12 protein-coding genes are annotated in these 13576 nt (G+C 69.6%); 4 read left to right on the top strand and 8 right to left on the bottom strand.

Annotated elements, in window-relative coordinates; all coding sequences use genetic code 11:
- Positions 1 to 28 precede the first annotated feature (28 nt).
- From RS86_RS11870 to RS86_RS11850, 5 genes are all read right to left on the bottom strand, one after another.
- A complete protein-coding gene (locus RS86_RS11870; protein WP_045272467.1) occupies positions 29 to 1810 on the bottom strand; it encodes a peptidoglycan D,D-transpeptidase FtsI family protein in 1782 nt (593 codons plus the stop codon).
- Positions 1811 to 1872: 62 nt separating this feature from the next.
- A complete protein-coding gene (locus tag RS86_RS11865) occupies positions 1873 to 2448 on the bottom strand; it encodes a hypothetical protein (RefSeq protein ID WP_045272466.1) in 576 nt (191 codons plus the stop codon).
- Complete coding sequence (gene rsmH, locus RS86_RS11860; RefSeq protein ID WP_152642152.1) at positions 2445 to 3398, bottom strand: 16S rRNA (cytosine(1402)-N(4))-methyltransferase RsmH; 954 nt, start codon at positions 3396 to 3398, stop codon at positions 2445 to 2447. Before rsmH ends, RS86_RS11865 begins: the two co-directional genes overlap by 4 nt.
- Before the next feature lie 108 nt (positions 3399 to 3506).
- Positions 3507 to 3938, bottom strand: coding sequence for a division/cell wall cluster transcriptional repressor MraZ (gene mraZ, locus RS86_RS11855; RefSeq protein ID WP_045272464.1), 432 nt, complete (start codon positions 3936 to 3938; stop codon positions 3507 to 3509).
- A 262-nt stretch (positions 3939 to 4200) separates the two neighbouring features.
- Positions 4201 to 4572 (bottom strand): DUF3040 domain-containing protein, encoded by a 372-nt coding sequence (locus RS86_RS11850; protein WP_045272463.1) that lies wholly within the window; start codon positions 4570 to 4572, stop codon positions 4201 to 4203.
- 138 nt (positions 4573 to 4710) lie between these two features.
- On the opposite strand from RS86_RS11850, the gene RS86_RS11845 reads away from it, so the two are divergent.
- Complete coding sequence (locus tag RS86_RS11845) at positions 4711 to 5796, top strand: polyprenyl synthetase family protein (protein ID WP_045272462.1); 1086 nt, start codon at positions 4711 to 4713, stop codon at positions 5794 to 5796.
- A 7-nt stretch (positions 5797 to 5803) separates the two neighbouring features.
- Here the strand turns inward: RS86_RS11845 and RS86_RS11840 are convergent, their stop codons facing one another.
- Entirely contained in the window at positions 5804 to 6154 is a 351-nt protein-coding gene (locus tag RS86_RS11840) for an Rv2175c family DNA-binding protein (protein WP_045272461.1), read from the bottom strand.
- Between the two features lie 172 nt (positions 6155 to 6326).
- Between RS86_RS11840 and RS86_RS11835 the strand changes: the two genes are divergently transcribed.
- Positions 6327 to 7364: a LysM peptidoglycan-binding domain-containing protein gene (locus tag RS86_RS11835; RefSeq protein WP_045272460.1), complete on the top strand. Its 1038-nt coding sequence runs from the start codon at positions 6327 to 6329 to the stop codon at positions 7362 to 7364.
- Positions 7365 to 7455: 91 nt separating this feature from the next.
- Entirely contained in the window at positions 7456 to 9384 is a 1929-nt protein-coding gene (pknB, locus tag RS86_RS11830; protein ID WP_045272459.1) for a Stk1 family PASTA domain-containing Ser/Thr kinase, read from the top strand.
- 96 nt (positions 9385 to 9480) lie between these two features.
- Here the strand turns inward: pknB and RS86_RS11825 are convergent, their stop codons facing one another.
- Together RS86_RS11825 and RS86_RS11820 are read right to left on the bottom strand one after the other, a co-directional pair.
- On the bottom strand, positions 9481 to 10815 hold the full coding sequence (locus RS86_RS11825) for a class II 3-deoxy-7-phosphoheptulonate synthase (protein ID WP_045272458.1): 1335 nt from the start codon (positions 10813 to 10815) through the stop codon (positions 9481 to 9483).
- 64 nt (positions 10816 to 10879) lie between these two features.
- Positions 10880 to 11569: a lysophospholipid acyltransferase family protein gene (locus RS86_RS11820; protein ID WP_045272457.1), complete on the bottom strand. Its 690-nt coding sequence runs from the start codon at positions 11567 to 11569 to the stop codon at positions 10880 to 10882.
- Between the two features lie 169 nt (positions 11570 to 11738).
- On the opposite strand from RS86_RS11820, the gene RS86_RS11815 reads away from it, so the two are divergent.
- A complete protein-coding gene (locus RS86_RS11815; protein WP_200892803.1) occupies positions 11739 to 13565 on the top strand; it encodes an AMP-dependent synthetase/ligase in 1827 nt (608 codons plus the stop codon).
- Positions 13566 to 13576 lie beyond the last annotated feature (11 nt).

Raw genomic sequence — 13576 nt, 5'->3', positions numbered from 1 at the left:
TGTCGCCGTGCTCGGGCGACGGCGGCCATCACTTGAACTTGGGCAGCAGCGGTTCCATGGGTGTGGTGGAGGGCTGCACGCGATAGGTCTTCAGCACCTGCGTCATGGCCTTCTGGAAGGCGGGCGCGGTGGCCGCAGACGAGGTTACCCTAGTGGGCTCGTCGAGGGTGACCACGACGACGTACTCAGGGTGGTCGGCGGGGGCGTAACCCACCATGCTGGTGAAGTAGATCCCCTCCTTGTACGCGCCGGTCTCAGGATCCGGCTTCTGCGCGGTTCCGGTCTTCGCCGCGATCCGGTAGCCGGGGACCTTGATCAGGTCGGAGACGCTGCCCTGCTCGGCCACGTTCTCGATCATGCGGCTGAGCTCGGCGTCCTTGGTCGCGTCGAACACGCGCTGCGGCTTGGGCGCCGGGGCGTCGGTGACCTTGCCCGTGCCGTCCGTGCAGGACTCCACGAGCGACAGCGGGATCTTCACGCCGCCGTTAGCGATGGCCTGGTAGGCGCTGGCGACCTGCGGGGCGGTGACGGTGTAGTACTGGCCGAACGTCGTCGTGTAGTGCGACTGGTAGTCCCAGTCCTTGACCGGGTGGATGATGCCGGAGGCCTCACCGGGGAAGTCGATCGCGGTCTTGCTGCCGACCCCGAACTTCACCAGCTCGTCGTAGCGCTGCTGATCGGTCACCATGTCGCCGAACTTCGACAGCGCCACGTTGGACGAGTCGATGAGCGCGCCCGCGAGCGTGTAGTCGTAGGCCGGGTGCTCGAAGGCGTCGTTGATGACCGCGCCGTTCGGGAACTCCTCGTGGCTGGACGCCCCGGTGATCGAGGTCGAGGCGTCGGCGTTCGCGTACTCCATGACGGAGGCCGCGGTGATCGCCTTGAACGTGGATCCCGGCTCGAAGCTCGTCGAGAAGATCCGCGATCCTCGGTCCTCGGGGTTCACCGCTCCCGGGTCATTGGGATCGACGCTCGGGAACTCCGCAGCCGCGCGGATCTTGCCCGTGCCGACCTCGACGACGGTGACCGTCCCGGCCTTCGCGGCCTGCGCCTTGACCTCTTCTGAGATCATCTGCTGCAGATACCACTGCAGCTCCGTGTTGATCGTCAGCTTCACGGTGCCGCCGTCGATCGCCGGCTTCTCCTGCTGGCTCCCGGGGATGACGACGCCGTCTTTGCCGGTGAGGAAGCTCTCCTTGCCCTTGGTCGCGCTCAGGCACTGGTTCTGGACTTCTTCGAGGCCCTCTTTGTCGCCGTTTCCGGCGATGAACCCGATGAGATTGCCCGCGACCGCTCCGTTCGGATACACGCGGACCGAGCGCGGATTGGGCTGCAGGTAGACGAGGTCGAGAGCGCGCAGCTTCAGGAACTGGTCGGCGCTCACGCCCTTCTTCAGCTGGACCCATTTCGCCTCGGGGTCCTCCTTCAGCCTGTCCGCGACGACGGCGCGTATCGCATCGCCCTTCTCGCCGAGGATCTGTGCGATCTTGTCCGATGCCTGTGCCCACGGCAGCTTCGGAGGGGTCTTGGCCGTCTCGAGGCCGAGCATGATCGACGGATCCATGTCGATGTCGTAGACGAGCTGGCTCTCCGCGAGCACCGTCCCGTTCGAATCGACGATCTTCCCGCGCGCGCCGTCGATCTCCCGGGACGTCCCGAGGCTCCAGTCGACGGACTGGGTGACGTTCGCGGCTGCGCTCACCACCTGGATGTCGACGAGGCGCACCAGGAAGCCGCACATGACCGCGACGATCACGGCGAGGGCGAGGACGGTCCGCCGGCGCGGGGTCCGACTGGCTCGGGGTGTCATCGGATCTCCATCCGGGGCTCGCGGTCTGTCATCGTCTCGGGCGGGTGCGTCGGCTGCTCATGTCAGCGGATGGTCGGCGTCGGCAGTCCCTCGGCCGTCGGCGGCGCCGCCGGCTGCACCGGCGCCGCCTCCTGTGCCTTCGGTTCTACGCCTGCTCCCCCCGGGTTGGTCTCGGGGGGCGGCGGCGTGTCGCGGACCAGGGCGTTCGGAACGGCGTTGCCCCCGGTGGGGTTGACGGTGGAGGCCCACGGTGCGGGACCGGCGGCCCCGATGACGCCGCCGTCGCTCAGTCGCAGGTAGCTCGCGCTGCCGCCGACCACGAGGCCGAGCTTGCTGGCCTCCGCCGCGAGCGATTGCGGCGAGCTGATCCCGTCGAGGTCCTGCGCGGCGGCCTGCGCCTGCCACGTCAGCTGCTTGTTCTGCTGGCTCAGCTTCGCGACCTCGAACGAGTCCTGCGTGGTCGCGATCGTGAGCGCGATCTGCGCCCCGGCGATGAGGGCGGCCCCGGCGAGGGCGACGATGGCGTACGCCAGACGCGGGCGACGACGGCGGGCGGGGCGTTCGACCGCACGGAGGTGGCGCGAGCGCTCCGGCTCTTCGAACTCCGGTTGCCGCAGGGCGTTGTCGGCCAGGCTCATCGCGCGGCGCTCCTCTGATCGTCTCTCACACGTTCTGCGGCGCGCAGGCGCACCGGGATGGCACGGGGGTTGGCCGCGCGCTCCTCCTCGTCGGCGAGCTCCGCGCCCTTGGTGAGCGTCTTGAACCGCGGCGCGTGCTCCGGCAGCTCGACCGGCAGGCCCGCGGGCGCCGTCGAGGCGGAGGCCGCGGAGAACGCCTGCTTGACGAGCCGGTCCTCGAGGGACTGGTACGACATGACGACGATCCGCCCGCCCAGGACGAGGGCGTCCATCGCGGCCGGGATCGCGTCGGCGAGCACGTTCAGCTCCCGGTTCACCTCGATCCGCAGCGCCTGGAACACCCGCTTGGCGGGGTGCCCCGCGCGCGCCACCGCGGCGGGGGTCGCCTCCTGCAGCACCTCGACCAGGCGCCCCGACCGCTCCAGCGGAGCGGATTGGCGGGCCGCGATGATGGCTCGGGCGTAGCGACCGGCCAGCTTCTCCTCGCCGTAGCGCTCGAAGATGCGGCGCAGCTGGCCCTCGCTGTAGGTGGCGAGAACCTCGGCGGCGGTGATGCCGCTCGACTGATCCATCCGCATATCCAGCGGCGCATCCTTGGCATACGCGAAACCGCGCTCGGCCTCGTCCAGCTGCAGCGACGAGACGCCGAGGTCGAAGAGTATTCCGGATGCGCCCTCGGCGTGGGTGCCGATCGCGTCGTAGACCGTGTGCACGAGCGTGACGCGGTCGCCGAAGCGGGCGAGCCGCTCCCCCGCGATCCGCAGGGCGTCGGTGTCGCGGTCGAGCCCGATCAGGCGGATGTGCGGCAGGCGCTCGAGGAAGGCCTCGGAGTGCCCGCCCATGCCGAGCGTGGCATCGACGAGGATCGCCCCGTCGTGCTGCAGGGCGGGTGCCAGCAGCTCGACGCAGCGCTCGAGCATCACGGGGGTGTGTATGCGTCGGATGTCCATGGTTCCTTCGGCCCTCCGGTCCCTGGCCCTGATCCCCATCCGCTCGACCCGGCACCGGGGAAGGTGCGCCGGGGCGGGAGCGGCTGGGAGTCACAGCCAGGGGCCCGTTCAGAACAGGCCGGGGATCACCTCCTCCTCGAGTTCGGCGAAGGCGTCTTCGTGTCCTTCGGCGTACGCGTTCCACGCCGCCGCGTCCCAGATCTCGGCGTGCGCGCCGACACCGGTGACGATGAGTTCCTTGCCCAGGCCCGCGTAGGAGCGCAGGTGGGCGGGGATGGTGATGCGGTTCTGGCTGTCCGGCATCTCGGCGCTCGCCCCGGAGAGGAACATGCGCAGGAATGCCCGCGCCTCCTTGTTCGCGAGCGGCGCCTGGCGGATGCGCTCGTGCACGCTCTCGAACTCGGCCGTGCTGAACACGTACAGGCAGCGGTCCTGACCGCGGGTGACGACGATGCCGCCGGCCAGATCCTCACGGAATTTGGCGGGGAGGATGACGCGGCCCTTGTCGTCGAGCTTGGGGGAATGCGTGCCGAGCAACATGCGCCTATCCCCCTTTCGCCGCCGTTTCCTCCACTTTACTCCACATCCCTCCATTTCGATACCTATTCGTGTCCGGAGGGGCATGTCGCCCGGGACGACGAAGGCCCCTGTTCCGCGGAATCATGCGGAACAGGGGCCTGTGGAGGGCAGTGGAGGGATTCGTGGGGCGAAAGGGAGGATCCCGGGGGCGGACGGGTCCGGGGAACGACGGAGGGCCCGGACGCCGCAGCGTCCGGGCCCTCAGGAAGTCTGAGCGAGGAGGTCAGCGCTCCTCGTGGCGGCGATCCCACCGGTCGTTCATGCGATCCATGAACGACGGAGACGGCTCTTTCGCCTTCGTGGCGGATCCCCCGTCGCGACCGCCGCTCTGGTGCACCGGCGTGAGGGCCAGCATGAGTCCGCCGAGCATGGCCGCGAAAGCGACGACGCCGATGATGATCCCGGCGATGTTGCCGACCACGACGCCCACGATCAGGCCGCCGACGCCGGCCAGCAGCAGCACGGCTCCGTAGATGAGATTGCGATAGCTGAGCGCGCGGTCTCCTGCATGCGCGGAAACGACGTCGGCGTCATTCTGCATGAGATGGCGCTCCATCTCATCGAGCAGACGCTGCTCCTGTTCGGAGAGTGGCATTTCGTCCCCCTCGGGTGGTCTTCCCCACAGTCTACGCGCGCCGGGATGCACCGGGGTAGGGATTCGGCTGGGAGTTGGGCATCACGTTGCAGAACGCGCTCGCGACCGGGTCGTGACCGTGCTGGGTAGGCTGATCCGGTGGCATCCTCCTCCGCTGTGATCGATCAGGTCTCCGCCCGTCTCGACGCCTTCGTCGCCCGGATGCGCGAGGAGACCGCGACCTACGGTCCGGATGCCTCCGCCTTCGTCTCGTCCGCCGAGGCGACCCTCCGCGGAGGCAAGCGACTGCGCGCCAGGTTCTGCCACGCGGGATGGGCATCGGTCGCAGGACTCGACGAGATCGACGTCGAGCCGGCCGCCCTCTGGGACGCATGCGCCGCGCTCGAGGTGTTCCAGTCCGCCGCCCTCGTGCACGACGATCTGATCGACAACTCCGACACTCGCCGGGGCCGGCCCTCCGCGCATCGGGCTCTCGAGGCGGCGCACGTCGGGCAGGGATGGAGCGGGAGCGCCGTGGACTTCGGTCGCGCCGCCGCCGTGCTGCTCGGCGACCTGCTGGTGGCCTGGAGCGACGACCTGCTGGAGGCGGGCATCGCGGCGAGCCCGCATGCCGATGCCGTCCGCGCGGAGTACGCCAGGATGCGGCGCGACGTCACGATCGGTCAGTTCCTGGACATCGCCGAGGAATCGGCCTGGAGCGTCAACGTCGACGACGGCCACGCGGAGCGCGCCCTGCGCGTCGTCTCTCTCAAGGCCGCGCGGTACAGCGTCGAGCAGCCGCTGCTGATCGGGGCGGCGATCGCCGGCGCCGATGGGGCGCAGCAGACCGCGCTGCGCGCGTTCGGCCACCCGCTCGGGATGGCGTTCCAGCTGCGCGACGACGTGCTCGGGGTGTTCGGCGACGAGAAGGTCACCGGCAAGCCGGCGGGCGACGATCTGCGCGAGGGCAAGCGCACGCTGCTCATCGCCTGGACCCGCCAGGCGCTGGCCCCGCAGGGGCGGCGCATCGTCGACGAGCTGCTCGGCGACCCGCACCTCACCGCGGATCAGATCGCGAGCCTGCAGGAGATCATCGTCGAATCCGGCGCGCTGACCCGCATGGAGCAGCTCATCACGGAGTACGCCGAAGCCGGAGAGGCTGCGCTGCAGGGCGCCCCGCTCGATGCCGGCGCGCTCGACCTGCTGCGCGGGCTCGCGCGCGACGCGACGCAGCGCACGGCCTGAGGCCGGATCAGGCCAGGGCCCTGGCGATCCGGCGCACCTCGCTCTTGTGGCCCTCGCGCAGAGCGGCGATCGGCGCACGGCCCATCGACTCCTCCTCGGCGAGCAGCCAGTCGATGGCCTCGTCGTCGCTGAACCCGGCGTCCTTGAGCACGATGATCGTGCCGCGCAGGGATCCGAGCGGCTGGTCGTCCTTGAGGAAGACCGCAGGAACGGCGAGCGGGCCGTTGCGGCGCGACCCGATGAGGTACTGCTCATCGAACAGCCGGCGCACGCGCCCGAGCGTCTCGCCCAGGATCTCGACGAGCTCGGGCAGGGTCAGCCATTCGGCCGCCTGGGCCGCCGTTTCCGTTTCAGACACCCAGCAATGTTCTCATCCCCTGAGGGGACCGGTGATCACCGCCCGCGATTCCACGCCTGACCACATCTTTCACATTCTTCACTTCTGTTGACTTGAATACTCATCCGTGACAGCGTCGTAGGGCCGACGCGCAAGGACGCGCTCGGCGTCAGACGTCAGAATCGGGGGATCCATGACGACCACGACGAGTTCGCGCCGCGCGCTCTGCCTCGCGGTGCCGACCGTGCTGCTGACCACTGTGGCGACCGCGCTCGCGGCCGCGCCCGCGCAGGCGCACACTCCCGTGCGCGTTCCGATGACCGCGCTCCCGACCGGAGCGGTCGCGGCCGCGCTGGCCGCGCGGATCGTGCCGACCGAGACCGCGCCGCCGGCGCACTACACCGTGCAGGACGGCGACACGCTCTGGGACATCGCGCGCGCCCACGACACCAGCGTCGCCGCGCTGTATGCGGCGAACGGACTCGGATCCGATTCGATCATCTATCCCGGCCAGCTGCTCGCCCTCGGCGGGTCAGCCCCCGAGCCTGCTGCTGCCGCCGCGCCCGCGGAGGCAGCAGCCCCCGCTCCGGCGTCCGACACCGCCGGCACCGGCTACGACGTGGTCGCCGGCGACACGCTCTGGTCGATCGCGCACGAGCACGGGATCACGCTCGCGGACCTCTATGCGGCGAACGCCCTCTCCCCCAACTCGATCATCTACCCCGGCCAGACGCTGCGCTTCTCCGCGCCGGCGCCGGCACCCGCGCCCGTTCCGGCGCCGGCGCTGGCCGACGTCGCGCCCCAGCCCGCACCGGACACGTACACGGCCCCCCAGGTCGTGCTGAGCGATGTGCAGACCGCCAACGCGCAGCACATCATCCAGGTCGGCCGGGAGCTGGGCGTGAGCGACCGCGGCATCGCGATCGCCCTGGCCACCGCGATGGTCGAGTCCGGCCTCGTGAACACGGCGTCCGGGGACCGCGATTCGATCGGGCTGTTCCAGCAGCGTCCCAGCACCGGCTGGGGCACGCCGGAGCAGATCGCGGACGCGGACTACGCGATCAGGGCCTTCTACGTGGGCACGCCGCACACCAACGGGCTGCTCGACATCCCCGGCTGGGAGGGCCTCGGCTTCAGCGAGGCCGCGCAGGACGTGCAGATCTCCGCCTTCCCCGCCCGCTACGGGCTGTGGGAGCCGCAGGCGGACGGCTGGCTCGCGGCGCTCGGCTGAACCGCCGCGGGATCCGCTCGCGGAGAACGGAAAAGCGCTCGCACGCGAGCCGTTCCCCGGGCTCTCAGCGAGTTCTCCATAGACTCTTGCCGTGACGACCAGCCAACAAGCCGACCCCCTCATCGGGCGGCTCGTCGACGGTCGCTATCGCGTCCGCGCCCGGATCGCGCGTGGCGGCATGGCGACGGTGTACGTCGCCACGGATCTGCGCCTCGAGCGCCGCATCGCACTGAAGGTCATGCACGGCCACCTCAGCGACGACTCGGTGTTCCAGAGCCGCTTCATCCAGGAGGCGCGCGCGGCCGCCCGCCTCGCCGATCCGCACGTCGTCAACGTCTTCGACCAGGGTCAGGACGGCGAGCTCGCCTACCTCGTGATGGAGTACCTGCCCGGCATCACGCTGCGCGAGCTCATGCGCGAGCAGCGCCGCCTCACGGTCCCGCAGACCATCACGATCATGGATGCCGTGCTCTCCGGCCTCGCCGCCGCGCATCGCGCCGGCATCGTGCACCGCGACGTCAAGCCCGAGAACGTGCTGCTGGCCGAGGACGGCCGGATCAAGATCGGCGACTTCGGCCTGGCCCGCGCGACCACCGCGAACACCGCCTCCGGCGCCCAGCTGATGGGCACGATCGCCTATCTCGCGCCGGAGCTCGTCACCCGCGGCACCGCGGACGCCCGCAGCGACATCTACGCGCTCGGCATCATGCTCTACGAGATGCTCGTCGGCGAGCAGCCGTACAAGGGCGAGCAGCCTATGCAGATCGCGTTCCAGCACGCCACCGACTCCGTCCCGCGACCGAGCGTGCGCAATCCCGGCGTGCCGGAGCAGCTCGACGAGCTCGTGCTGTGGGCGACCGAGAAGTCGCCGGACGAGCGCCCGGACGACGCGCAGGAGATGCTCGAGCGGCTGCGCGTGATCGAGCGCGAGCTGGGCGTCACCCCCACGCCGACCACCGCGAAGACCACGGTCGTGCCGATGCGCGACACCGGAGATCAGACCCTGGTGCTGCCGGGCATCCCCACGGCGACCGCGCCGGCGCCCACTGCCGACGCCCCTCTCGACAACGCGACGCTGCTGCGCCGCCGCACCGCGCACCGGCGCTCCCGCGGGGCGCTGCTGCTCGTGCTCGTGCTGCTCCTGGCCGTCCTGGCCGGCGGAGCGGGCTGGTGGTTCGGATCCGGTCCGGGCTCCAAGCTCTCCGTGCCGGATGTCGCGGGCAAGACCTGGGAGGTCGCCGCGGCCACGATCACGAAGGAGGGTCTCACTCCCGTCCAGGGCAGTGAGAACTCCCTCAAGGTGCCTCAGGGCCAGGCGATCCGCACGGATCCCGGTGCAGGCTCCCGTCTGGACAAGAAGGCCAAGGTCACCGTGCTGATCTCGGCGGGTCCCGCCAAGCACGACATCCCCAAGCTCGACGGCATGACCGAGCAGCAGGCGAAGCAAGCGCTCGTAGATTTCCACCTGACCCTGCAGGACTCCGTGCCGCTCTTCTCCGGCGCGGACAGCGGACTCGTGATCAACGCCGAGGTCACCCCGCGCGCGGGAGGCGACGTCCACGAGTGCGGCGAGGGCTGCACCGTCTTCGAGGGCGACCAGATTCGCCTCCTGGTGTCGCTGGGCCCCGTGCCGGACGTGACCGGCCTGACCGTGGACGATGCCACGAGCAAGCTCAAGGCCGTGCAGCTCAACGCCGACTCCAGCTCCGCTGCCTCCTACAGCGACAGCGTGCCGAAGGGCCGCGTGATCGGCATCGGCGACCGTGAGGGCGGCGGCAACTGGCGCCCCGGCGACACGATCGTGCTGAACGTCTCGAAGGGCCCAGAGCCCGTCACGGTGCCCGACGTCGTCGGCAAGAACCTCGCCGAGGCGATGCAGGCCCTCACGAATGCGGGCCTGAACCCGCAGACCAGCGTGCCCGAGATCGCGTGGAGCCTGTTCCAGGTGACCGGGACGGATCCGAAGGCCGGCGACAGCGTGGAGAAGAACTCGACGATCCGGGTCAAGGTCTCCGGCTGATCCGAGCGTCTGCATCGCGGTGAGCCGTTTGCGCTCCCGGATACGACGAAGGCCCGGCAGCGCTGCGCGGTACCGGGCCTTCGTGTCAGCGAGACGTCAGCGCTTCTCGAGCTCCTCGGCGACGAGGAACGCGAGCTCGAGCGACTGCATGTGGTTGAGGCGCGGGTCGCACAGCGACTCGTAGCGGGTCGCCAGACCCTCCTCGTCGATCTGCTCGGATCCGCCCAGGCACTCGGTGACATCGTCGCCGGTGAGCTCGACGTGGATGCCGCCGGGGAAGGTCCCGACAGCGCGGTGCGCCTCGAAGAAGCCGCGCACCTCGTCGACCACGTCGTCGAAGCGTCGGGTCTTGTAGCCGGTCGGCGTGGTGATGCCGTTGCCGTGCATGGGGTCGGTGACCCACAGCGGCTGCGCCCCGGAGTCCTTCACGGCCTCCAGCAGCGGGGGCAGCGCCTCGCGGATCTTGCCCGCCCCCATGCGCGTGATGAAGGTGAGCCTGCCCGGCTCGCGGTTCGGGTCGAGCTTGTCGATGAGCGCGAGCGCCGTGTCGGTCGTCGTGCTGGGGCCGAGCTTGACGCCGATCGGGTTGCGGATCTTCGAGAAGTAGTCGACGTGCGCGCCGTCGAGTTCACGGGTGCGCTCGCCGATCCAGAGGAAGTGCGCCGCGGTGTTGTACGGCGTGAGCGTCCGCGAGTCGATGCGGGTCATGGGGCGCTCGTAGTCCATCAGCAGGCCCTCGTGCCCGGTGAAGAACTCGACGCGCTTGAGCTCGTCGAAGTCGGCGCCGGCGGCCTCCATGAACTTGATGGCGCGGTCGATCTCCGCGGCCATGCGCTCGTAGCGCTGGTTCGCGGGGTTCTGCGCGAACCCCTTGTTCCAGGAGTGCACCTCGCGGAGATCCGCGAAGCCGCCCTGGGTGAAGGCGCGGATGAGGTTCAGCGTCGAGGCGGCCGTGTGGTACCCCTGCAGCAGACGCGAGGGGTTCGCCTCGCGGGAGCCCTCGGTGAAGTCGTAGCCGTTGACGATGTCGCCGCGGTAGGCGGGAAGGGTCACATCGCCGCGGGTCTCGGTGTCGCTCGAGCGCGGCTTGGCGAACTGCCCCGCCATGCGCCCCATCTTCACCACCGGCATCGATGCGCCATAGGTCAGCACGACCGCCATCTGCAGGACCGTCTTGATGCGGTTGCGGATCTGGTCGGCGGTGGCGCCGGCGAAGGTCTCGGCGCAGTCCCCGCCCTGGAGCAGGAACGCCTGCCCGGAGGCGGCGCGGGCGAGACGCTCGCGGAGGTTGTCCACCTCACCGGCGAACACCAGCGGAGGCAGCGCGGCGATCTGCGAGGAGACCTCGGCGACGCGCTCGGCGTCAGGCCACTGCGGCTGCTGCTTGATCGGGAGGGCGCGCCACGAGTCGAGATCGAGAGGCTGAGGCATCCCCCCATCCTAGGGTGCCGGAAAGGGGGCGGATCGCTCTATGAAGCCTCGGCGCCCAGGCGCCCTAGGACGCCTGGGAGGCCAGGCGCTCCTTGACCGTGGAGGCGTAGACGTCCTCGTAGCGCTGCTCCCCCAGGCGCTGCAGCGCGACCATGATCTCGTCGGTCACCGAGCGCAGGATGTAGCGGTCGTTCTCCATGCCCGCGTAGCGGGAGAAGTCGAGGGGTTCGCCGATCACGATCCCCACCCGCATGATGTTCGGAATGCGCTGCCCTGTCGGCATCGCGACGTCGGTGTCGACCATCACCACCGGGATCACCGGGACCTTCGCCTCCAGCGCCATCCGCGCGATGCCGGTCCGTCCGCGGTAGAGCGTGCCGTCGGGGCTGCGCGTGCCCTCGGGATAGATGCCGAGCAGATCGCCGCGCCCGAGGACGCCCAGGCCGGTGTTGAGCGAGGCCTCGGAGGCCTTGCCGCCGGAGCGGTCGATGGGCAGCTGCCCCGTGCCCTTCATGAACATGCGGGTGGCCCAGCCCTTGAGCCCTTTGCCCGTGAAGTAATCGCTCTTGGCGAGGAAGGACATCTTCCGGTCCAGCATGAGCGGCAGGAAGATCGAGTCGGAGAACGACAGATGGTTGCTCGCCATGATCGCGGCGCCGGTGACGGGCACATGCTGACGGCCCACGACCCACGGGCGGAAGATCGCCTTCACCAGCGGCCCGATGGCGATGTACTTCATGAACCAGTAGATCATCGCCCGCAGTCTATCCCGACGCCGCGAACAGGACGAGAGCCCCGTTCGCCCTTGCGACGCAGTTTCACAGATGGTGCGACTGAATCTCACGCGCGATGCCCTGTCCCCAGGCGCCCCATGGCATAGACTCCTGGGAAGCATGTACCCGTCCGGCCCCGAAGGAGTTGCCGTGGTCCAGTTCGAAGTCCCCGCGATCGTGAAAGCCGCACCCGAGGACAACATCACCGACCTCCTCGAGCAGCGGGTGCAGAAGACCCCGAATCTCGCGCTGTTCTCCGTGCCCGACGGCGCGGGATGGCGCGACATCACGGCCGCGGACTTCCGCACCGCGGTGATCGCCCTCGCGAAGGGGTTCGTCGCCGCGGGGATCCAGCCCGGCGAGAAGGTCGGCTTCCTGGCCCGCACCACCTACGAGTGGACCCTGGTCGACTTCGCGCTGTTCTACGCCGGCGCGGTCATGGTTCCGATCTACGAGACCAGCTCCCCCTCGCAGATCCAGTGGATCATGGAGGACTCCGGGGCGATCTCGCTCATGGTCGAGTCCCCCGAGCACTTCACCCGCTTCGACGAGGTGCGCGGCGACCTCCCGCTCGTCCGCGACGTCTGGCAGATGCACCTCGGAGCGATCGCCCAGCTCACGGCGCAGGGCGTCGAGATCCCGGACGAGGAGGTCGAGCGCCGCCGCGTCATCGCGAACGCCGCCGACATCGCCACGCTCATCTACACGTCCGGCTCGACCGGCCGCCCCAAGGGCTGCGTGCTCACCCACAGCAACTTCGTCGAGCTCGCCCGCAACGCGGCGAAGTCGCTCGACGATGTGGTCTCCATCCAGGGCGCCTCGACCGTGCTGTTCATCACGACCGCGCACGTGTTCGCGCGGTTCATCTCGATCCTCGACATCCACGCCGGCGTGCGCACGGGCCACCAGCCCGACACCAAGCAACTGCTCCCGGCGCTCGGATCCTTCAAGCCCACCTTCCTCCTGGCCGTGCCGCGCGTGTTCGAGAAGGTCTACAACTCGGCCGAGCAGAAGGCCGAGGCCGGCGGCAAGGGCAAGATCTTCCGCGCCGCCGCGGCGACCGCGATCGAGCACTCCCGCCTCGTCGAGGAGGGCGCGAAGATCCCGCTCGGCATGAAGATCAAGTTCGCCCTGTTCGACAGGCTCGTCTACGCGAAGCTGCGCGAGGCGATGGGCGGCAACATCCAGTACGCGATCTCCGGATCCGCGCCGCTCGGCGCACGCCTCGGCCACTTCTTCCACAGCCTCGGCGTTGTCATCCTGGAGGGCTACGGCCTCACCGAGACCACCGCCCCTGCCACGGTGAACCTGGCGGACAAGTCGAAGATCGGCACGGTCGGGCCTGCGCTGCCCGGAGTGGGCATCCGTCTCGCGGACGACGGCGAGATCGAAGTGCGCGGCATCAACGTCTTCAAGGAGTACTGGAACAACCCGGAGGCGACCGAGGCCGCGTTCCGCGACGGCTGGTTCTGCACCGGCGACCTCGGCTCGTTCGACGACGAGGGGTTCTTGACGATCACGGGCCGCAAGAAGGAGATCATCGTCACCGCGGGCGGCAAGAACGTCTCCCCCGCCGCGCTCGAGGACCCGATCCGCGCCAACCCGATCGTCGGCCAGGTGGTCGTCGTCGGCGATCAGAAGCCGTTCATCGCGGCGCTCGTCACGCTCGACCCCGAGATGCTGCCGTCGTGGCTGGCCAACAACGGGCTCCCGGCGGATCTGTCGCTCGCCGACGCCGCCACGAACGACGCGGTGCGCGCCGAGGTACAGCGCGCGATCGACGTGGCCAACACCCGCGTGTCGCGCGCGGAGTCGATCCGCAAGTTCGCGATCCTGCCCTCCGAGTGGACCGAGGCGAGCGGGCACCTCACGCCCAAGCTCTCGATCAAGCGCAACGTGATCATGAAGGACTTCGCGCCGCAGGTCGCCGCGATCTACGACGAGAGCACCGCGACCACGACGGTGCCGCTGGGCTGACGCCATGACAT

It is taken from the genome of Microbacterium azadirachtae, from assembly GCF_000956505.1.
Classification (GTDB): domain Bacteria; phylum Actinomycetota; class Actinomycetes; order Actinomycetales; family Microbacteriaceae; genus Microbacterium; species Microbacterium azadirachtae_A.
Note: the sequence above shows the minus strand (reverse complement) of the source record. Positions and strands in the feature narration are given on the sequence as shown.